At 29.7% G+C, this 21,251-nt stretch carries 24 protein-coding genes and 2 tRNA genes; 22 read left to right on the top strand and 4 right to left on the bottom strand.

The annotated features are described in order from the left end of the window. Positions 1-3: 3 nt before the first annotated feature. The 7 genes from ruvA to MOV50_RS00330 all read left to right on the top strand — a co-directional run bounded on the left by ruvA (position 4) and on the right by MOV50_RS00330 (position 6,115). Positions 4-570: a Holliday junction branch migration protein RuvA gene (ruvA, locus tag MOV50_RS00360; protein WP_321778468.1), complete on the top strand. Its 567-nt coding sequence runs from the start codon at positions 4-6 to the stop codon at positions 568-570. Between the two features lie 20 nt (positions 571-590). Continuing rightward, positions 591-932, top strand: coding sequence for an arsenate reductase family protein (locus MOV50_RS00355; protein WP_321778467.1), 342 nt, complete (start codon positions 591-593; stop codon positions 930-932). Between the two features lie 10 nt (positions 933-942). Beyond that, positions 943-1,980, top strand: a complete 1,038-nt coding sequence (locus tag MOV50_RS00350; RefSeq protein WP_321778466.1) for a D-alanine--D-alanine ligase — start codon at positions 943-945, stop codon at positions 1,978-1,980. Beyond that, positions 1,980-2,702: an alpha/beta hydrolase gene (locus MOV50_RS00345; protein WP_321778465.1), complete on the top strand. Its 723-nt coding sequence runs from the start codon at positions 1,980-1,982 to the stop codon at positions 2,700-2,702. The genes MOV50_RS00350 and MOV50_RS00345 overlap by 1 nt, the downstream gene beginning before the upstream one ends. After that, entirely contained in the window at positions 2,695-4,140 is a 1,446-nt protein-coding gene (locus MOV50_RS00340; protein WP_321778464.1) for a UDP-N-acetylmuramoyl-tripeptide--D-alanyl-D-alanine ligase, read from the top strand. Before MOV50_RS00345 ends, MOV50_RS00340 begins: the two co-directional genes overlap by 8 nt. A gap of 180 nt (positions 4,141-4,320) precedes the next feature. Further along, the gene (locus tag MOV50_RS00335) at positions 4,321-4,821 is read left to right on the top strand and encodes an HIT domain-containing protein (RefSeq protein WP_321778463.1); all 501 of its coding nucleotides are present in this window, start codon (positions 4,321-4,323) and stop codon (positions 4,819-4,821) included. Further along, on the top strand, positions 4,811-6,115 hold the full coding sequence (locus MOV50_RS00330; RefSeq protein WP_321778462.1) for a M23 family metallopeptidase: 1,305 nt from the start codon (positions 4,811-4,813) through the stop codon (positions 6,113-6,115). Before MOV50_RS00335 ends, MOV50_RS00330 begins: the two co-directional genes overlap by 11 nt. Positions 6,116-6,266: 151 nt before the next feature. On the opposite strand, the gene MOV50_RS00325 is transcribed toward MOV50_RS00330, so the two are convergent. Together MOV50_RS00325 and MOV50_RS00320 are read right to left on the bottom strand one after the other, a co-directional pair. Then, positions 6,267-6,341: transfer RNA gene (locus tag MOV50_RS00325), tRNA-Gln, on the bottom strand. Between the two features lie 20 nt (positions 6,342-6,361). After that, positions 6,362-6,438: transfer RNA gene (locus MOV50_RS00320), tRNA-Met, on the bottom strand. A 194-nt stretch (positions 6,439-6,632) separates the two neighbouring features. Between MOV50_RS00320 and MOV50_RS00315 the strand changes: the two genes are divergently transcribed. From MOV50_RS00315 to MOV50_RS00300, 4 genes are all read left to right on the top strand, one after another. Then, the gene (locus tag MOV50_RS00315; RefSeq protein ID WP_321778461.1) at positions 6,633-6,893 is read left to right on the top strand and encodes a phosphopantetheine-binding protein; all 261 of its coding nucleotides are present in this window, start codon (positions 6,633-6,635) and stop codon (positions 6,891-6,893) included. Beyond that, on the top strand, positions 6,871-7,863 hold the full coding sequence (locus tag MOV50_RS00310) for a beta-ketoacyl synthase N-terminal-like domain-containing protein (protein ID WP_321778460.1): 993 nt from the start codon (positions 6,871-6,873) through the stop codon (positions 7,861-7,863). Before MOV50_RS00315 ends, MOV50_RS00310 begins: the two co-directional genes overlap by 23 nt. A gap of 116 nt (positions 7,864-7,979) precedes the next feature. Beyond that, on the top strand, positions 7,980-8,621 hold the full coding sequence (locus MOV50_RS00305) for a beta-ketoacyl synthase chain length factor (protein WP_321778459.1): 642 nt from the start codon (positions 7,980-7,982) through the stop codon (positions 8,619-8,621). Next, entirely contained in the window at positions 8,618-8,983 is a 366-nt protein-coding gene (locus MOV50_RS00300) for a hypothetical protein (protein WP_321778458.1), read from the top strand. Before MOV50_RS00305 ends, MOV50_RS00300 begins: the two co-directional genes overlap by 4 nt. Positions 8,984-8,994: 11 nt before the next feature. On the opposite strand, the gene MOV50_RS00295 is transcribed toward MOV50_RS00300, so the two are convergent. Next, the gene (locus tag MOV50_RS00295) at positions 8,995-9,549 is read right to left on the bottom strand and encodes a hypothetical protein (protein ID WP_321778457.1); all 555 of its coding nucleotides are present in this window, start codon (positions 9,547-9,549) and stop codon (positions 8,995-8,997) included. A 90-nt stretch (positions 9,550-9,639) separates the two neighbouring features. Here MOV50_RS00295 and MOV50_RS00290 point away from each other — a divergent pair, with 90 nt between their 5' ends. The 10 genes from MOV50_RS00290 to MOV50_RS00245 are packed head-to-tail and all read left to right on the top strand — an operon-like array spanning position 9,640 to position 18,855. Next, entirely contained in the window at positions 9,640-10,551 is a 912-nt protein-coding gene (locus MOV50_RS00290) for a dialkylrecorsinol condensing enzyme (protein ID WP_321778456.1), read from the top strand. A gap of 9 nt (positions 10,552-10,560) precedes the next feature. Continuing rightward, positions 10,561-11,697, top strand: a complete 1,137-nt coding sequence (locus MOV50_RS00285; protein ID WP_321779684.1) for a beta-ketoacyl-ACP synthase III — start codon at positions 10,561-10,563, stop codon at positions 11,695-11,697. A gap of 1 nt (position 11,698) precedes the next feature. Continuing rightward, positions 11,699-12,109: a hypothetical protein gene (locus MOV50_RS00280; protein WP_321778455.1), complete on the top strand. Its 411-nt coding sequence runs from the start codon at positions 11,699-11,701 to the stop codon at positions 12,107-12,109. Next, complete coding sequence (locus MOV50_RS00275) at positions 12,102-13,097, top strand: BtrH N-terminal domain-containing protein (RefSeq protein WP_321778454.1); 996 nt, start codon at positions 12,102-12,104, stop codon at positions 13,095-13,097. The genes MOV50_RS00280 and MOV50_RS00275 overlap by 8 nt, the downstream gene beginning before the upstream one ends. A 3-nt stretch (positions 13,098-13,100) precedes the next feature. After that, positions 13,101-13,961, top strand: coding sequence for an ABC transporter ATP-binding protein (locus MOV50_RS00270; protein ID WP_321778453.1), 861 nt, complete (start codon positions 13,101-13,103; stop codon positions 13,959-13,961). A gap of 14 nt (positions 13,962-13,975) precedes the next feature. Further along, positions 13,976-15,088 carry an ABC transporter permease gene (locus tag MOV50_RS00265; protein WP_321778452.1) on the top strand — a complete coding sequence of 371 codons (1,113 nt, stop codon included), beginning with the start codon at positions 13,976-13,978 and terminating at the stop codon, positions 15,086-15,088. Beyond that, on the top strand, positions 15,089-15,352 hold the full coding sequence (locus MOV50_RS00260) for an acyl carrier protein (protein WP_321778451.1): 264 nt from the start codon (positions 15,089-15,091) through the stop codon (positions 15,350-15,352). Then, positions 15,349-16,476 carry a beta-ketoacyl synthase N-terminal-like domain-containing protein gene (locus tag MOV50_RS00255; protein WP_321778450.1) on the top strand — a complete coding sequence of 376 codons (1,128 nt, stop codon included), beginning with the start codon at positions 15,349-15,351 and terminating at the stop codon, positions 16,474-16,476. Before MOV50_RS00260 ends, MOV50_RS00255 begins: the two co-directional genes overlap by 4 nt. After that, positions 16,473-17,276, top strand: a complete 804-nt coding sequence (locus tag MOV50_RS00250) for a hypothetical protein (RefSeq protein ID WP_321778449.1) — start codon at positions 16,473-16,475, stop codon at positions 17,274-17,276. Before MOV50_RS00255 ends, MOV50_RS00250 begins: the two co-directional genes overlap by 4 nt. After that, on the top strand, positions 17,266-18,855 hold the full coding sequence (locus MOV50_RS00245) for an NAD(P)/FAD-dependent oxidoreductase (RefSeq protein WP_321778448.1): 1,590 nt from the start codon (positions 17,266-17,268) through the stop codon (positions 18,853-18,855). The genes MOV50_RS00250 and MOV50_RS00245 overlap by 11 nt, the downstream gene beginning before the upstream one ends. A 2-nt stretch (positions 18,856-18,857) precedes the next feature. Here the strand turns inward: MOV50_RS00245 and MOV50_RS00240 are convergent, their stop codons facing one another. Next, complete coding sequence (locus MOV50_RS00240; protein WP_321778447.1) at positions 18,858-19,919, bottom strand: class I SAM-dependent methyltransferase; 1,062 nt, start codon at positions 19,917-19,919, stop codon at positions 18,858-18,860. Between the two features lie 107 nt (positions 19,920-20,026). Here MOV50_RS00240 and MOV50_RS00235 point away from each other — a divergent pair, with 107 nt between their 5' ends. Next, complete coding sequence (locus tag MOV50_RS00235) at positions 20,027-21,250, top strand: NAD(P)/FAD-dependent oxidoreductase (RefSeq protein WP_321778446.1); 1,224 nt, start codon at positions 20,027-20,029, stop codon at positions 21,248-21,250. The last annotated feature ends 1 nt before the right edge of the window (position 21,251 follow it).

Genomic DNA, 21,251 nt, shown 5'->3' with positions numbered 1-21,251 from the left:
TAAATGATAGTAGGGATAAATGGACATATAGTCTATAAAGAGCCGAGTTTTGTGCATGTTGATGTTAAAGGTGTAGTTTATGAGGTTTTTATATCTCTGCAAAGTTTTGCATCTATTGGTAGTGATGAGGTAAAACTTTTTACAACTCAAATAATCCGCGAAGATGCGCAACTACTATTTGGCTTTTTAGAGATGAGTGAAAAAAAGATGTTTGCAAGACTCATTAAAATAAATGGAGTTGGACCAAAGGTTGCCATGGCAATTTGCTCAACTTATACACCAAGCCAGTTTGCAACAATAATAAATAACAAAGATATGAACGGTGTGAAAAAAGTCCCTGGCATTGGACCTAAGAGTGCAGGGCGAATTTTAGTAGAGTTGGCTGGTTTTGATGTGGAACTTGTAAGTTCAACAGATGCACCAAAAAGTATAGCTTTTTCACAAGCAACTGAAGCATTAGAATCACTAGGCTTTAAAAAAGATAAAATAATAAAAGCTTTAAGTAATTGCAATAGTGATGACACAGCTTCTCTTGTAAAAGAGGCTTTAAAACTTCTTCAGAGTGTTTAAATTTAAAGGTAAAATATATAATGAAACTATACGGAATATCAACTTGTGACAGCGTTAGAAAAGCTAGAAAATTTTTTAAAGAAAATGAGATAGATTTAGAGTTTATTGACTTTAAAAAAACTTCTGTTGATTGTAAAAAGGTTGATGAGTGGTTAGAACAAATTGAAATGGATATACTTTTTAACAGTCGTGGGACTAAGTATAGAATTTTAAAATTAAAAGAGTTAAATCTAGATGCAAGTGGAAAAAGAGAGTGGCTTTGTAGAGAAAATATGCTTTTTAAAAGACCAATCATAGAGTATAAAGGTCAAGTGATAGTTGGCTTTGATGAAGAAAAATACGAAAAAATATTTATAAAATAAAGGATTATATTTGAGATTAATAATATTGTTTGGTGGAGCTAGTTTCGAGCATGAGATAAGTATAGTAAGTGCGATAACTTTAAAAGAGAAGTTATCAGGAATTGATATAAATTATATATTTTGTGACCAAGACCATAAGTTTTACTTGATAGAAGACTCTAAGATGAAAGCAGTGACTTTTTCTAAAGGTGAGCACAAGAAGATGCCAGAGTTAAGCATCTCACATGGTGGGTTTTCTCAAAAAACTATGTTTAGTTCAACCCAGTATTGTGGTACAGTTTTAAACCTTATTCATGGTGCAGACGGAGAAGATGGAACTATCTCGGCTCTGCTTGATTTTTTCTCTATAAAATATATTGGACCGAGAGTAGATGCCAGTGTATTTTCTTATGATAAAAGATATACAAAGTGGCTTTGCGAGGCAAAAAATATAAAGTGTGTAGATTATGAAACCATATCATCTGATGAACATCATCATATTAATACTTCTTACCCTGTTATCATAAAACCTGCAAGACTTGGAAGTTCGATAGGAGTAAGTATAGTTAAAGATGAGAGTGAACTTGACTATGCTTTAGATGTTGCTTTTGAGTATGATAAAAGTGTTTTAGTAGAGCCATTTATAAACAATGTTAAAGAGTATAATTTAGCTGGATTTATGGCAAAAGGTGAAATGCACTTTTCCATAGTAGAAGAACCTCAAAAAAATGAGTTTTTAGATTTTGAAAAAAAATATATGGATTTTTCACGCTCTGAGCAAGTTGTAAAAGCAGATATTGATGATGCTTTAGAATCAAAACTAAAAAATACTTTTACTAAAATTTATAAAAATATGTTTGAAGGTGCTTTGATTAGATGTGACTTTTTTGTAGTAGATGGAGAAGTTTTACTAAATGAGATAAATCCTATCCCTGGGTCTATGGCAAACTATCTTTTTAATGATTTTAAGACCTCTTTAGAACTTATTTGTGAAACTTTACCAAGTAGTAAAAGAAAAAAAGTAAATTATGAGTATATTCACTCAATTAGCCAAGCAAAAGGTAAATAATGGCAATAAAATCCATTGTGTATAATCAACATACTTTTGATGTAAGCTATGAGATACTAAATCCTCAAGCTAGTGTCGATTTGGTTGTTTTACATGGTTGGGGTTCAAATAAAAACTTAATGAAGCAAGTTTTTTCTCCATTTATGGATGCTTTTCGTCATATTTATATTGACTTGCCTGGTTTTGGTTTAAGTAATTGTGATAGTTCTTTACATACTAAAGATTATGCAAATATCATTGAACTTTTCATGAATGAAATTAATGCTTCAAAAGACATAATACTTGGACACTCTTTTGGTGGTAAAGTAGCTCTTTTACTCAAACCCAAAGTTATTATTTTAGTAGCTAGTGCAGGAATTTTTATACCAAAACCATTGAAAATAAAAGTAAAAATAGCTTTATTTAAAATCTTGAAAACTTTTGGACTAACAAAATTTCGTTCTATGTTTGTAGCCCAAGATGCAAAAAATATGAGTGAACAAATGTATGAAACTTTTAAAAATGTTGTTGATGAAGATTATAGTGATGAATTTGCTTCGTATGAAGGTAAAGCCCTTCTGTGTTGGGGAAAAGAAGATACTGCGACGCCTTTAAGTTCTGCAAAAAAGATTGATAAACTCATGAAATACTCTACTTTAAAAGTTTATGATGGTGACCATTACTTTTTTATAGACTATGCTAAAGAAGTATCCACAGAGATAGAGGCAATTTATAATGTTTGATTTTGAAATATTAACCGCTTTTGTAACCAACATACTTTTTGTTACTCTTCTTGGTTGGTACCTAATCACAAATCTTCAGTGGTATGACTATAAACTTTCTCGTGTGATTTTAAAACATCATAAACCTCAATGGCATGTTTTATACTTTTTTATACCATTTATCGCGTATCATACAACGGGCAAATTTTTTCCTATCTTTTTCTTTTTTGCTGTTTTACCAGCTATATTTATTTGGCACAAAAAGTTAGATAAAAAGCTTGTTCTTACTTGGCGTGTAAAGCGTTTTTTAATTCTTTTACTTTCTTTAGTATTTTTTCAAGATGTTCTTTGTACTTTAAAAGGTGTTTGTGAAACTTACGGTGTTTTTATGCCTTTAGCTCTTGCATATATTGGTAGTGTAATGGTAGAGAAGTTTCTTTTTGAAACCTTTAAAAAAGAAGCAAAGAAAAAACTTCGAAGTATCCAAAATTTACAAATAGTTTGTATAACGGGAAGTTATGGAAAAACAAGTATCAAAAATTTTGTATATGAGATACTAAGTAAAAAGTATAATGTCTATGCAACTCCAAGAAGTGTAAATACTTTGGGTGGAATAATGCGTGATGTAAATGAGTCATTACCTAGTGATGCCGAGATATATATTTGTGAAGCAGGAGCTAGACAAAGCGGGGATATATACGATATCACTACTTTTTTAGAGCCTCAAACAGTTATTGTTGGGAAAGTTGGAGAGGCTCATATAGAGTACTTTAAATCCTTAAAAAATATCATCGCTACAAAACTTGAAATCATGCAGTCACCAAGATTAGAGCATGCTTTTATTCATGACTCTGTGACTGATGAACCACATGAAAAAGTAACTTTTTTTGGAGATAATATTTCAAATATAGATGCTTCGTTAGAGTCAACTAAATTTGATTTAAATATCTTAGGTGAAGTTATGCATCTAAGTACAAATATTTTAGGTTCTTTTCAAACTATGAATATTGCAGCAGCAGTTCATGTTGCAAAAAGTTTTGATATGAGCAGCGAAGAGATTACAAAAGCAGTTGCAAAACTAACACCTGTTGAGCATAGACTTCAAAAGATAGTAGCAGGCGGTAAAATCATACTTGATGATGGTTATAACGGTAACATAGACGGTATGCTTGAGGGTGTTAGACTTTGTTCTTTACATGAGGGAAGAAAAGTCATAGTGACCCCTGGTTTAGTTGAGAGTAGTGATGAGTTAAATCTCAAACTATGTGATGCAATAAATGAAACTTTTGATATAGTCATAATTACAGGTGCTTTAAATGCAACACTTTTTGATAAAAATTTAAAAGTAAAAAATAAAACTATACTACATGATAAATCAAAAATCACAGAAGTTCTAGCATCTCAAACTGCATCTGGAGATATTATTCTCTTTGCAAATGATGCACCGAATTTTATATAAATGATTAACAGATATAATTATGATAAAAACTAAATATCTTTTATATGCTGTTAAATGTAAACAAAACGAGAGAGATAACTACTGGTATAAGACTGATGATAGATACTCTAAATCAAAAATCATAAAATTTAGATAACATAGCGTATAAAATTTACAATTAGTTTATTGAAGGACTTTATGATGGAAGATATTTTATACGCACCTTGGCGAGATGAATATGTAACAAATAAAAATATAGAGGGATGTACTTTTTGTCATATAAGCACAAATGAAAGTAACGATGAAGAGATGCATGTTCTTTATAGAGATAAATATTGTTTTATTGTTATGAATAAGTATCCATATACTCCAGGTCATTTTATGATTATCCCTCATTTTCATACAGATAAACTAGAAGATTTAGATAATGAGGCTTGGTTACATATGAGTGCTTTAGCACAAAAAGGTGTCAAGCTATTAAAAGAGGCTTTAAATGCTCAGGGTGTAAATATTGGTATGAACCTAGGAAAAGCTGGTGGAGCAGGGATAGCAGAGCATATACACATGCATCTAGTGCCTAGATGGGAAAGAGATACAAACTTCATAACTTCTATCGCAGATACAAGAGTTTACTCTACTGATTTCCAGATAATATATGAAAAGATAAAAAGTTTAATACCTAAATATATAGATGCTACTTAGATATCTATTTTTATTTTTTCTATTATTTACATATATAGAAGCTTCCAAATATCCCATTACTTTCGCAAAGATGGGGACACCTCTTTTTAAATCAACTAAACCTATATCAAGATTATCAGACATTGATAGTTTAAAGGTAGTATCAGACGACTATATTAAATTTGCAAATACAACTATGCTTATAGGTTTTTTAATAGACGCTTCAAATAATGATTTCAAAAAGAAAGAATATCTTTTTAAGTTAAGAAAACTACAAAAAAAGTATGATAAGTTTTTGCATCAGCTACATAGAAATATTGATTTATCTATGAAAGAGAAAAATTATGACAAGTTTTTTAGACTGATATCTTATGAGTTTGATGGACTTCTAAGAGGCAGGGCTTTACAAAGGAAGTCTATAGAATTTTATAATAGCGTGAAAGCTAAAAAAAGAAGTAAAGTCTTAGATGAAAAAATAAGACATAAAAAGCTAATAGCAATAACTCAAAGTGAATTTCATACAAAAGTTATCAAATCAAATTACAATTCAACTAGTAAGAAAACATCTACTAAAGATGTTTATTTATTTGTAAAAAAATATGACAAATATATAATAGTTTTTGCTGGTAATAGAAATCCTTTTAGTGTAACTATAAACATAAAAGGCAAGTATAAAAATTTGAGCTATGGAAATGTTAAACAAACTTTTTCTATAACAGCAAACTCAACAATACAATATATTAAATTATACAAACAAAAGGGTTCTTACTCATATAACTTTACCTATAGTTGGATAATGGGCTCTATGGATGCAGTTCATGATGATAGTTACATATATAGACTTCCCTATGCAAGAGGCTCATCACATGTAGTTTCACAAGGATTTCACGGCAAGTCAACTCATAAAGGTATAAATTCTTATGCGATAGATTTTGCTATGGAGATTGGCACAAAAATATATGCTTCAAGAGCTGGTGTAGTTGTTGATACAAAAGATGATTCAAATAAAGTTGGATATAGTAAAGAATTTGCAAAACATGGAAACTTTGTAACAATAGAGCATAAAGATGGAACTTTTGCAACCTACTATCACTTAAGAAAAGGTGGTGCTTATGTTAGGGTAGGCGATAATATAAAAAGAGGGGATATAGTGGGATACTCTGGTAATACTGGCTACTCAAGTGGACCACATTTGCATTTTCAAGTTTATAAAGTAGTTAATGCTAATAGTATAAAATCTATTCCTATACAATTTCTAAGTCACAAAGGAATTATTAGTAATCCAAAAAAAGGTATATATTATAAGGCAAAATAAAGAGGTGCTATTATTATTTCTTTTTCTTACTTTTTAATATGAAGTAAAATATACCAGCAATTACAATGAAAATAGCAATACGGAATGTTAAAGTTGTTAAGTCAGAAGTGTCATTCATGATAAAATCTTTATTTGGAAATATTTAAAAAGGTGGATGGGGATATAGGATTCGAACCTATGAATGCTAGCACCAAAAGCTAGTGCCTTACCACTTGGCGAATCCCCATCATTTATAGTTTTGAAAATTGGTTGCGGAAGCAAGATTTGAACTTGCGACCTTCGGGTTATGAGCCCGACGAGCTACCGAACTGCTCTATTCCGCGGTGTTTACAAACTCTAAAATGTGTTTGTGAGCCGAAATTATAGACAAAAAGTTTTTGAATGTCAAGTGTTTTTTTACAAAAAGTGAACTTTTGTAAATATTGATGTTTTATATGCGATTTTAAATAGTTAAACTCATATTTATGCAAAAGAATATATAATGTACGCAGATTAATACACTAGGGATTTTTTTAATATGATAACATCACAAGAATTGAAAAATAAAATAATAGAAGGCTTACATTTAGAAGATATAACTACAGATGATATTGAAGATGATATGGCACTTTTTGGCGAAGATGGTCTTGGACTAGACTCAGTAGATGCTATTGAATTAACACTGGTTTTGGAAAAAGAATTTGGTGTTAAAATTACTAATATGGCTGAAGCAGAAACTATTTTTGCATCATCAGCATCTTTAACTAAATATATAAATGATCAAAAAGCAAACTCTTAAGGCATATATCAATGCAACTTCTATTAGAAGTGCATTTGGTGGTACGGGTACAACTTTAGAAGCTATTTTCAAAAAACAAAGTGCTATAAAAGTATATGAGGACATCGTTCCTAACAAAAGTGTTGCTATTGGTAGATTTAATACTTCAAAAGATTTTTATTCTATATTGTTTGATAGCATTGATGAAGTTTTAAATACTTCAAATTTACATGATTTCTCAGACACTTTGCTTTTGGTTGGTTCTTCGGTAGGTGGTATGGCAACAACTGAAAGAATATTTTTTAAAGAAAATAGTTATGAAAATGTAGATACTACTCAACATACAATAGATACAATAGCCTTTCAAGTAAATCATAAATATAACTTTTTATCTACACGCTCTTTCTCAACAGCATGTACTTCAAGTGCAAATGCATTAAAAACAGCAAAAGAATTGATAAGTATTGGAGCATATAAAAATGTTTTGGTTATAGGTGCTGATGAAATATGTCACACTACAATTTTTGGGTTTTCAGCTTTGGGCATTTTATCTGATGAAATTTGTACACCTTTTCAAAAAGAAAGAAAGGGTATGAATGTAGCAGAAGGTATAGGTATATTACTATTGCAAAATACAAAGCAAATAGATTCAATAGAACTTATAGGAGCTGGAACAAGTAGCGATGCACATCATATAGCAAACCCTGATCCCGAAGCAAGAGGAGCTATATCTGCAATAAGAAATGCTATTGATAACGCTCAAATAAAAGCCATTGATATTGCTTATATAAATGCACATGGAACAGGTACTGAAGCAAATGACTCAACAGAAGCTAAAGCAATTTTAGAGATATTTACAAGTAGTGTACCAGTTAGTTCTTCAAAGGCAAACATTGGTCATACTCTCGGTGCGGCAGGGGCTATTGAAGCTATTTTATGCGTTGAAGTATTAAAAAAAACAAAAATTACTTCCTCAATTAGATGCAAATAATTTACAAGGTTCTATAAATATTGTAAAAGAAGCAAAAAATGTTAATTTAAAATACACTTTGAGTAATTCATTTGCTTTTGGTGGAAACAATACTTCTCTTATATTTGGAATTTGTGATGAAAATTAATATAAAAATATTAAAAAAAGCATGGGTAAGTGATAAAATAAAATTAGAAAATCTTAATGAAAAAGAATTAGTAAAAAAAATGATTTTAAGACGCCGTCTTAGTAGAAGTTCTAAAATTTTAATAAAATTAGCAAGTGAGTGCGAGTTTAAAACTGGTAATATGATTTACGGCAGTGCTTATGGAGAAGTATTTGATACTGTAAATATTTTAAACTCTATACAGAATAAAGAACCTGTAAGTCCAAGTGCTTTTCAAAACTCTGTTTACAATACAGCTGCATCTTATCATTCTATACTTTATGGAAATAAAAGTGAGATTATTACACTTTCTTGTGGAGATGAAACATCATATTGTGCTATGCAACAAGCTGCTTTAACGCTTTTTCAAGAAGATAAAGTTTTTGTAAGTTGTGTAGAAGCTATTGGTTTTAATGGTGTGGATGAGTTAAATAAGTGTGACTATGACTTAGAATGTGGTGTTGGATTTTTAATTGAGAAGACAGATAAAGAAGCGAATATAGTTATAAATATTAAAAAGCAAAAAGGTGTTCCAAACTCTATGTTATGGATGAAAAACCTTTATGATTTATGTGGAAATAAAAATGAATGTATAGTGAGTATAAAGTTATGAGTAAATTAAATCTACCACATAAAGCACCAGTTAGGTTTGCTCAAGAAGTAATATATAAAGAGTTAGATAAAGACATAGCAGTAGTTAGTGTAAAATTTGACTCGTTACCTAGTTTAGCCATGATAGTTGAAGCTGCTGCACAAAGTTCAGCTGCATTTGGGGGTAATGATAAAAAAATGGGTTTTTTAGTTTCTCTTAAAAATATAAAACTGCTTGAAGAGTTAAAATCTTTAGATTACTATGTAGAAATCTTTGCGCAACATCAACTAGCAGGATTGTCCTATTTTAATTTTAAAGTTTTTATAAAAGAAGAAAAAGAAAAGGTTCTAGCAAATGGAACTTTTATTATAGCTCTCCTGTAAGAGAGCTATATCTATTTAATAATTGAACTTATTTTATTGTTTTTAAATTTATAAATAATTGTATCCCATCTACTTGCCCAGTATTTCCAACTATCTTTCTTTAAAGAGCTAGTAGTGTGTGTAGGTGGGTATCCTCTTGCTATAATAGTTGCTTCTTTACTCATGTTGAGTGCAAGTTTTCCTTTAAGTATATTGGACTGTTCTTTTTTTGAAAATTTAGATAAATTAACTTTGGATTTTGAAAAAGTTCTATCAAGTAGGGTTTTTATATCTACTTTTGTGTATTTAGTATTTATAATTAGAATATTTTTACCATTATAGGTAAATTTTATTTTTGATGAAGATACAGCTACTATAGTCACTTTACTATTGACTGGAATAAACATGCCAGTTGAGTAGTTAGTTCCCTTTACCTGATTTTTATATGACCACATAGAAACTTGTGTATATAAAGTTTCTCTTTTTTTGATATACCCTTGTTGTTCAGGTGTTAGTTTCGCCGACCCACATCCTATGAAAAATAAGGTTGTGATTGAAATTAATATAATATTAATGAATGTTTTCATTAGTTTTCCTTTATATCTGAATTTTGTAATGATACTAAAATTCTCTTAAATATAGAGTATAATAAGAAAAATTTTAAATAAGCAACATTAATGAAAAAAATATTAGTCATTTATTATTCTCAAAGTGGTCAATTAAAACGCGTTATTGATAGTTTTACATCTAAGTTAGCAAATGAAAACATATGTGTTGATTATAAAAAAATAGTACCAAAAAAAGCATATCCTTACCCATGGTCATTTTATGAGTTTTTTGATGAGTTTCCAGAGTCAGTTTATCTCGATGGTTGTGAAGTTAATGAGCTTGATAACTTAGATTCAGAGTATGATTTAATCATACTAGGTTACACTATTTGGTTTCTTTCTCCTTCTCTTCCTATCACAGGATTTTTAAAAACACAACAAGCAAAAGAGCTCTTTAAAGACAAACCAGTTATCACTTTAGTAGCTTGTAGAGATATGTGGGTAATGGCTCAAGAAAAGATGAAGCAGTTACTAAAAAATGTAGATGCAAAACTTATAGATAATGTAGTTTTAACTGATCAAGGTAAGAGTATATATACATTTTTCACAACTCCAAGATGGTTGCTTACTGGCAAAAAAAATGCTTTTGCCTTTTTCCCAGCAGCTGGAATAAGCGAAGAAGAGATAACAAATGCTTCAAGATTTGGTGAAAGAATAAAAAATAATATAGAAACTTTAAACAGTTTAAAGTATAATTCACTACTTAAAAATATTGGTGCTGTTAATGTAAATGGTAAACTAATAGCGACTGAAAAGATTGCAACAAAAAGTTTTAAAATATGGGGAAAATTAATAAAATTTGCTGGTGATAAATACTCATTTAATAGAAAAGTTGTTATAACAATTTATGCTGTATTTTTGATAGCTCTAATTTTAACGGTTGTTCCATTAAATATTTTTATTAGAAAATTATTAAGTCCTTTTCAAAAAGAAAAAATAAAAGAACTAGAGAATTATTATGAATTACCAAGCGGAAGATAGGAGTATGTTATAGAAGTTTACATTAACAAAATATCAGCATATTTACCAAATGAAGCCATAGATAATGAGTATATAGAAAAAATTTTGGGTCAAGTCAGTTCAAGACCATCAAGAGCAAAAAGAATAGTTTTGAAATCGAATAAAATCAAAACAAGATACTATGCGATAGACCCACAAACGAGAAAAACAACACATACAAATGCACAGATGACAGCTAATGCCATAAAAAAACTAGATAAGGTAAATTTAAATGGATTAGATTTACTTGTATGCGGAACGACTATTCCTGATCAGATGATGCCAAACCATGCTTTAATGGTTCATGGCGAATTGAAAATAAAACCACTTGAAGTTGTTTCAACAGCTGGTATTTGTCTTAGTGGTGTTACAGCTTTAAAATATGCATACACATCTATAAAAGCAAAAGAAGCAGATAATGCTGTTTGTACAGGAAGTGAAAATTCATCAGCATCTATGCGTAGTGAAAACTTTAAACAAGAGATAACTTTAAGAGTAGATGCTTTAGAAAAAAATCAAGAAATTGCTTTTGAAAAAGATTTTTTAAGATGGATGCTTAGTGATGGTGCTGGAGCTATGCATCTAAGTAACACTAAGAACAAAGATTCCTTATCACTTAAAATAAAAAGTATATTTTCAAGATCTTATGCAAATGAGTTAGATACTTGCATGTACTCTGGATGTGAAAAGCAAGAAGATGGAAGTATCAAAGGTTGGAGAGAATACACCCAAAATGAGTTAAGTAACAAGTCTATATTTTCAGTAAAACAAGATGTAAAACTTTTAAATGATAATATTATTAAATATACGGTTACCAAACCGTTAATAGAGATGCTAGAAAAAAAGATATTTAATCCAGATGAAATAGATTGGTTCTTGCCACACTATTCTTCAGGTTATTTTAGAGATAAGGTTTATGCTGGTATGAAAGAGGCATCTTGTGATATATCTCAAGATAAATGGTTTACAAACCTAGCATACAAAGGAAATACTGGATCGGCATCTATATACTTAATGATAGAAGAACTTTTTAATAGCAATAGTTTTAACAAAGGTGATAATATCTTATGTTATATACCTGAAAGCGGTAGATTTTCAACTGCATTTATATTATTAGAGGCGGTGTAAAATGAATATAGGTAGTGTTCCTCAAGACAATAGTTCAACTTATTCAAACAATAAAAAAGCAATTTATGCCTCAGATGAGAATGGTGATATAAAGGTAGTTCGTTCTAGTGGTTGGGAAGTCGAAGAAATAGCTACTAAACAAGCCTTACATGATTTAGAACAAGCATCTATAGATGCGTATAAAGAAGTAAAAAGTAATGATAAATCAACTCTTTATTTTCATATGTACAATGTCAGAATGGATTTACAGGTTTTGTCAGAATCAACAGGTTTTTTTAAATGGACAATTAAAAAAGATTTTAATCCAGTAACTTTTGCTAAAATAAATAAAAAAAGATTAGATGTTTATGCAGATGCAATGGGTAAATCAGCAGATGAACTTTTGATTTTACCGGAGTTAAATAATGAGTGAGTATAAACACAATCATTCAGCACATTGTGAAAGTGGTGTTATGTCATCAATGCTTAAACATCATGGATTAAATCTTTCAGAACCAATGATTTTTGGTTTGTCAAATGCCATGACATTCGCTTACCTCCCATTTTTAAAACTTGGAGGTATGCCACTTATAGCGTATAGAAGTATGCCAAAATCAATTATCAAAAATTTACAAAAAAATTTAAAAATAAAGATGAAACTAGAAACTTTTTCAAATAAGAAAAAAGGTGAAGATAAACTAGATGCTCTTTTGGCTGAAGGAAAAATAGTAGGTATTCAAAGCTCTGTTTATTGGCTTCCTTATTTTCCAGAGGAGATGCGGTTTCATTTTAATGCTCATAATCTTATAGCTTATGATAAAAAAGGGGAAGATTACCTTATTAGTGATCCTGTATTTGAGCATCCTGTACAGTGTGACAAAGAATCTTTAACAAAAGCTAGATTTGTAAAGGGTGTTATGGCTCCAAAAGGCTTACTTTATTATATTGAAAATATTCCAGATGATTTAGATTTAAAACCTATAATCATAAAAAATATTAAAAAAACTGCAAAAAGTATGTTAAATACTCCTGTTCCTATTGCTGGGTTAAAAGGTGTTAGATACCTTGGAAAAACTATTTTAAAATTAAAGTCAAAAGATAAAAGATATGCTAAATTATTTTTAGGTCATATAGTTAGAATGCAAGAAGAAATAGGTACAGGTGGAGCAGGGTTTAGATATATTTATGCTTCATTTTTAAAAGAAGCTAGTGAATTGTTTGATAACGATGAAATATTAGCAGATGCTTCAAAAATGTTATTAAATGTAGGTGATAGTTGGAGAGAATTTGCTCTAATGATTGCAAAAGCTATAAAGTCAAAGAATGATATAAATTATATAGCAATTTCTCAAAAACTAATGTCTATTGCTGATGAAGAAGAACAAATGTATAGAAAAATGCTTGAGTTTAATGGTAAGTAAAAAATGATAGAAATATCAAATATCACAAAAGAATATGGGTCGCTAAAAGCTTTAAATAATCTATCACTTAGAATTAAAGAAAAAACTGTTTTTGGTTTACTTGGTGTAAATGGTGCTGGAAAAAGCACTCTTTTGTCTGTTTTAAATGGTCTTGTTAAAATTGATAGTGGTTTTGTTAAAGTTTTTGGGCTTGATTTAGCATATCATAAGAAAGAGATAAAAGAGATGAGTTCTATTATCCCTCAGCATCTTGCTTTTTATGAAAACCTCAGTGTAAAAGAAAATTTAGATTTTTTTTCAAAAATTCAAAAAGCAAGTAAAAAAAATATAGATAAAGCTATTGAAGTAAATAGGTTAAATGAACTCTTAAATCAAAAATCAAGCACATTATCTGGTGGACAAAAAAGAAGACTAAATATTGCGATAGGTTTGCTAAACAATCCAAAGATTATATATTTTGATGAACCAACAGTTGGACTTGACCCAAAAAGTAGAAATGAAATACTTGACTCTATTAAAACATATAAAGACTTAGGAGTAAGCGTAGTTTATACTAGCCATTATATGACTGAAATAGAAAGAATATGTGATGAAGTTGCTATCATCGATAAAGGAAAATTGATAAAGCAAGATTTGCTTGATAATCTACTCTCAGATAAATTATCAGATAAGATATTGATAGAAATAATACATAGCGATAAAGTAAATAATCTAAATTTTAATATTACAAATGACTCTATGATTGAAACAAATAAAGAAGAACTTTTTTCCATCATAGAAAAGTTAGATGAACATAAAATAAATATCAAACAGATTAAGTATGGTGCTTCTAATCTTGAGAAGTACTTTTTAGAAGTGACTTAACTATGTTCTTTGCTATGATTAAAAAAGAATTTTTACTAGTTTTACGAGATAAACATGCATTAGTAGCTTTGTTTATAATGCCAGCGATTTTTATACTTATTATGTCTATCTCTTTAAAAGATCAATTTACTCAAAATAGTATTAGCTTTGAAATAAATATAGAAAATTTAGATAAATCAAGAATGAGTAAAAAGTTTATAAGAAAAATAAAAAAAGATAAAAATTTTGTAATACTTAAAACTAAAAATAGTGCAGATATAAAGATATTAATACCAAAAAATTATTTTAAAGATAGCAAAAAAGAAAAAGTTAATACGCAATTAATTATAGAAATTGATGGTATTGTTAAAGGTACTGAAATTGAGGTTTTTAAAGCAAAACTTAGTAGGATTATAATTGAAATGCGTTTAGCTAGTATTAGTAAATCTTTAAAGTCACGAGTAAAAAATACTTTGAATGAAGAACTTTTTGATATAAAATATGTTAAAGCTAACAAAATGCCAAATTCAACGCAGCAAAGTGTACCAAGTTGGATAGTTTTTGGAATGTTTTTTGTAATTATTCCAATGTCAACAATATACATAAATGAAAAAAAACAAAACACACTTATTCGACTGACTTCAATGAATATATCTTTAATATCAATGACTATATCAAAGAGTATTCCTTATATGATTATAAATCAAATTCAAGTTTGGATTATGATTGGAGTAGGGGTTTTTATAGTACCATTTTTTAATGCTCCTGCTCTTGAAATAAATGGTTCGATTATGGCTATTGTAGTTTTATCTACAAGTATTAGTTTAGCGGCTATTGGTCTTTCCAACCTTATTGCAGTTAGTGCACAAACAGGGGAGCAGGCTACAACAATTGGTGGTATTTTAAATATTTTACTAGGTGCTATTGGTGGTGTTATGATACCAAAATTCATTATGCCTGAATCTATGCAAACTTTAGCAAATTTTTCACCTATGTCATGGGGTTTAGATGGTTTTTTAAAAATATTTTTAAATTCGGCAGATACATTTATGATAGCCAGAGAGTCACTAGTTTTAGTTGCTTTTGGTACCTTTACCTTAATGATTTCTATGCTAATATTGCAAATAAGAATAAGAAGAGGGCTTTAGATGGAGATAGAAGAGTTAAAATATAAACTTAAAGAGATGATAATACAAGAGTGTGAAAAAGAAGATATTACTCCTGATGATATAGCAAATGATGTAGAACTTTTTTCAAAAAAAAGTGGTTTAGAACTTGACTCTTTAGATGCTCTTCAAATTTCCATGGGTATTCAAAATAACTATGGAATTCGTTTAGCTGACCCTAAAGATTTTAGAAGAATAGTGACAACTATTGATAAACTTGCAAGCTACATTCAATCACAAAAATGAGTAAAATAAAAATACTTAAGTATGAAATAAATTCAGCTCAAGGAAATATATCTCAGACTATTAAAGCTATTAAAACGAATAATATAAAATTATTTCATAAAAGGGCATCTACGATAGATGGCTATATAGATGTCCCTTACTATTTACTTTCTAAAGAAATTAAAGAAGAAAAAAACGCTATCTTGAAAGGTTTAAGAGATGTAGTGGCTAAAACAGTAGTTGACTTAGATGATAAACAACGGTCATCTACAATCATTATATTAGGTACATCTTTGGCTGATTTAAATATTGTAAATAATATTCAAGATTCTCTTAGTTCTCAAGATAAAATATATAAATCTGTAAAAAGTAGTATAGACAGCTACGCAAAAAAACTTGCAACAGAATTTGGATTAAATGATTTTACAGTAACCATAAGTAGTGCTTGTACATCAAGTGCTAATGCTATTCTTGAAGCTAGAAATTTTTTACTAAATGATATTTGTGAGTATGTTGTTGTTCTTGGAGCTGAAATATTTTCAAAAATAACGAATGATGGTTTTAATTCTATGAGAATTCTCTCAGCACAAAAACAAAGACCTTTTGATGTAAATCGTGATGGCTTAATCTTAGGCGAAGGTATCGGGGCTGTGTTGCTTAGTAAAAATGGCAAATCATTTTGGACGCTAGAAGGTGGTTTTAGTAATTGTAATGCAGTAAATATAACTTCAGTATCTGAAGATGGGCTTGAGTATGTAGATGTAATGAATGCTTCTTTAAAAAATTCTAAAATTAAAGCTCAAGATATTACAGCACTAAAAGCTCATGCTACGGGAACTTATACAAATGATTTATCTGAGATAAATGCAATAAGCAAAGTTTTTGATAAAGATGTTGTTTTTACAGCATTGAAACCTTATGTAGGGCATACTTTAGGTAGTTCTGGAGTTTTAGAACTCTGTATATTTATAGATGCTATTGAAAATGGTTTTATTCCAAAAACTTTAAATCATTCAAAATCAATCTTAAAAGATTATGTACCCTTGCTTGAACATAAAGAGTGTTATGAGGGTGTTTTCATGTTGAACTATTTTGGTTTTGGTGGAAACAATACTTCACTAATTATAAAAAAAGAAAAGATATGAACTTATATATAAAAGAGTTTAGTACTTATAGAAGTGATAAAGAAGATGTTGATATTAAAAAACAGTTAAAGCAACATTATAAACAAGATGTAAGAAGAAAAGATGCTTTTATTCATTTAGCAATGTTTGGTATTTTAAGATTAAAAGATAAGATAGATATTGATTTATATACTGAACTTTATATGACTAGTGGTGTTGGAAATATCGATATAATTCAAAAAGTTTATGAGTATGTAACAGTACAAAAGCAATGCATAATGCCATTTGATTTTATAAATATGGTTGGGAATACTACAAGTTATTATGTTTGTGATTCAGTTGGTCTAAAAGGCAAAAGCATATTCCAAATATCAGATAATTTTACATTTATAAATTCTCTTGTTTCTGTGTATGCTTCTATATCTACTTCAAAAAAAGATGCAATAATAGGCTCCATAGATTTGATTAGTGAATCAGAAAATATAATAAAAAAAGTTTTAGGTATTACAGAAAAAACAAAAATTGTTAGTAGTGTGAATTATCAATATGTTTCGTTAACTTCAAAAGATGCATTAGCAAAACTAGAATTTGATACAAAAATATATACTTTAGATGAAGTGAAAAATCATATTAATGATTTAAATTATCAAATTGTAGCTTCTATTAGATGTTCAAAATTAGATGTAGATAAAGATAGTGTATTTTTTGAAACTATGCCAAGTTGGGCTATAAATAATGCTATATCAAAATCAAAAAATATTATTTTTATCGACTGTTTTGAAGATAAATATAAAATTATAAAGTTAAAAAATGAAATTTGATACGATTATAATAGGTTCTGGTGCTGGTGGATTGTCAGCCGCAATATGTTTAGCAAAAGCAGGTCAAAAAGTTTTAGTATTGGAACAACACTATGTAGCTGGCGGTTGGTGCCATAGCTTTAAACTTCATGGAAGTAAATTTACTCCTGGTATCCACTATATAGGTTTGCTTGAAGATGGAGAATCTACTTCAGAACTTTATAAAGGTTTAGGGATTGCGAACGATTTAACATTCTTTAAAATGAATAAAGATGCTTATGAACATTGTTATATTGGTAATGAGCGTTTTGATATACCAGCAAATTTTGAAGAATTTAAAAACGCTTTGATAAAACGCTTTCCACATGAAAAAAAAAGTATAACTAGATATTTAAACACCATAAAAGATGTAAGTAGAGAACTTCAACTTATACCAAAGATGAATGGTTTTTTGGATGCGATTACTATACCTTGGAGAACAAGACATATGGGAAAATATGGATTGTTCTCTTTAAAGAGAGTAATAGATTGGCATGTGAAAGATCCTTTATTGCAGATAATTTTAAATGTACAATGTGGCGATCATGGTTTACCTCCAGCCCTTGCATCTTTTCCTCTTCACGCAGCAGTGATGGAACACTACTTTAGTGGTGGTTATTACCCAAAAGGTGGAGGTGCTTCTATTGTAGATGCTATGATAAAGAAAATAAATTTACATGGTTCACAAGTAAGAGTAAAGCAGATGGTTAAAAGTATTATTATTCAAGGTGAAGAAGATAAAAAGGCTGTTGGTGTAGAACTTCAGAGTGGTGAAAAAATTTATGCTAATAATATTCTTTCAAATGCTGATCCACATAAAACCTATGTAGATTTAGTAGGTCAAAATCATTTAAGTAAAAAACTAAATGAAAAATTAGATAGTACAAAATATTCTTGTACATCTATTATGTTGTTTTTGACAGTAAATCTTGATGTTAGAGAAGCTGGACTAGACTCTGGTAATATCTGGGTAATGCCAAATAAAGATATGGATGAAGTGTATTCAGATATGATGAGTGTAGATATATTGTCAACAGATAAATTCAAGGGTCTTTTTGTAAGTTGTACAACCTTAAAAGACCCAGATAGTTTTGATGGTAAACATCATGTTTTAGAAGTAATAACCTATATAAATTATGAATCATTTAAAGAGTTTGAAGGTGAGAAGAAAAAACGCTCAAAAGAGTATTTAGTATTTAAAGAAAAGTTAATGAGTAAGATGATTAACTCTTTAGAAGAGGTGATACCAAATATTTCTAAGCATATTGTGCATAAAGACTTAGCAACCCCTATTACTAACAATCATTATATTAATTCAAGTAAAGGTAATGTTTATGGAACAGCTAAAAATTTAAAACAGATAGGTCCATTTGCATTTAGACCAAAAAGTGAGATACAAAATCTTTACCTTTGTGGTGCTAGTATACTCTCCCATGGCGTAGCTGGTGCTAGTCATTCAGGAGTACATACCGCAGCAACAATACTTGGGTGTAGATTTGAGGAACTACTTAAGCATGACAATACGCAAAAGCTTAAAATTATAGATGCGCAGAAGAAATAATTTTATTTTTTCTCACAAATCATTAGAGTATGACCAAATCCTAAGCCATTAATTTCTTCAACTACTTTTAGACCAGCTTCATCAACAAAGGATTCAAACTCTACGGCTCTATACATTTTACTAGTGCCGTTTGCCAAAGCAGTAAAGTAGGGTGATGTGTTTATAAGACAATAAGCACCAATTTCATGGCTTTGTCTATCCCAAAATGGTTCAACAATAAAAACTTTTCCATCTTCATTTAGTGCATCTTTTGAACGCTTTAGTATTGATATAATATCAGAAGGTGAAAAACAGTCTAAAAATTGACTCATCCAAACACCATCATATCCTTTTGGAAAATCTATGCTGTGGTCTAGTAAATCAATCGCTCTAGCATCTACTCTATCTTCAACTCCATTTTTTTTTGCATTTATTAGTGCTACATCTATTTGACCTTGATGATCAAGTATAGTTACGCTTGTTTGAGGAGAAGCCTTAGTTATTGACACTGCCCATTTTCCAGTATTTCCACCTGGTTCTAGTAACTTTTTAACACCTTTTTTGCTCATAATATCAATCAGTAGTTTAAATGCAGCATCTGAGTAGAAATGGTCAAAATTAAACCAACTTTTTTTAACTTTTGGTGGTAGTTTTGAGAGTATAGGATAAATTGTTTCTTCTTTAGAAAAAGTGTGATGAAGACCAGAAGGTTCGTTGTTTTTTAGTGCTTCATCAAGGTAAAATAAACCTTGATAGTTTACATCATGATTAAAGTCCATATTTACTTTTGTCATCTCGTCAATTAGTAAAAAGTAACCTATCTTTGTTATAGAATATTTTTCGTTTTCTAATTTTAAAGCACCCATACTAAAGCCTGATTCACATAAGATTTCAACTGTATAAATAGATAGTCCTAAAGTTTTAGAAATTTCTTCTACGCTAATAGAGGTTTTTTTATCTTGAAGTAATTTAAAAACACCCCAATCTCTAAGTAATCTAGCAGTTTGAAATACAACAGGTCCAAATGCAATTTTTTGAGCTTCCAATAGCGCATCTGCCGCACTTAAATTATTTCCTTCAAACATAAAACCCCTTGTTTTATTAATAATGTGAATGGATTATACTAAAATGCTCTTAAGTTTTATGTTTATTTTGTTAAGATAAGGTAAATTTAAACTATTTTGGAAGTTTTATGAGAGAAGTTGATATATTCATTATTGGAGCTGGACCTGCAGGTTCTATTGCAGGGGCTAAACTTGTTCAAGATGGTTTTAGTGTTAAAATAGTAGATAAAAGTACTTTTCCAAGATTTGTCATTGGAGAGTCTTTACTTCCACGGTGTAATGAGTTATTAGAAAATGCAAATATGCTTGAACCAATAGTAAATGCAAGATTTGAACTTAAACCTGGTGCCGTTTTTCAAGACCAAGGTCATAATTATATTGCACTTGATTTTTCAAAAAATCTTGGACAAAAATGGGGAAGTTCTTTTCAAGTAAAAAGAGAAGAGTTCGATAAACTTCTTATAGATGATGCAGAGTCTAAGGGTGTTGATGTAGAATATGAAGTAAGTGTTGTAGCATATGATGAAATAAACAACATTATAGTAGTTGAAAATAAAGACGGCTCTCAAGTTAAGTATAAGGCTAAAAAAGTTTTAGATGCTTCTGGATATGGAAGAGTTTTACCAAGTTTATTAAACCTAGAAACAGATTCTTCTTTAGCAATCCGACGCGCAACATTTGCAAGAGTAGATAGTGATGAAAGACCTAGTGGTGATACGAATGGTTATATATTTATAGATGTGGTAGGTGATAACGAAGCCTGGATTTGGAATATTCCTTTTTCTGATGCTACAACTTCAGTAGGTATAGTTTGTACTGAAGAATATTTTTCAGGTTTTAAAATGAGTGATGAAGAATTTTGGAATCATATTATATATAGTAATAAGAATTCTGCAAAAAGATATAAAAACTCAAATCGTATTGTAGAAGTTGGCTCCATCTCTGGATATTCTGCAGCTGTAACAAAACTATTTGATAAAAATTATATTTTGACTGGCAATGCTTCAGAATTTTTAGACCCTGTATTTTCATCTGGAGTCACTTTAGCACTTGAGTCTGGAGCAAAAGCGGCAGAACTCACAGCAAGGGAACTTAGTGGAGAAGAAATAGATTATCAGGTAGAATATGCTGATTATATGATGTTAGGCATAAATGTATTTAGAGATTATGTTAACGCTTGGTATGATGGCTCATTGCAAACTATACTTTTTTCAGATAAAAAGAACGAAGAAATAACAAAAAAAGTTATTTCTATTTTAAGTGGTTATGTTTGGGATAAAAATAATAGTTTTGTTACATCATCAAGACTAGCACTTAAAACTACATATGAAATTTTAAGTAAAGTTTCATAGT

The organism is Sulfurimonas sp. (genome assembly GCF_029027585.1).
Classification (GTDB): domain Bacteria; phylum Campylobacterota; class Campylobacteria; order Campylobacterales; family Sulfurimonadaceae; genus Sulfurimonas.
Note: the sequence above shows the minus strand (reverse complement) of the source record. Positions and strands in the feature narration are given on the sequence as shown.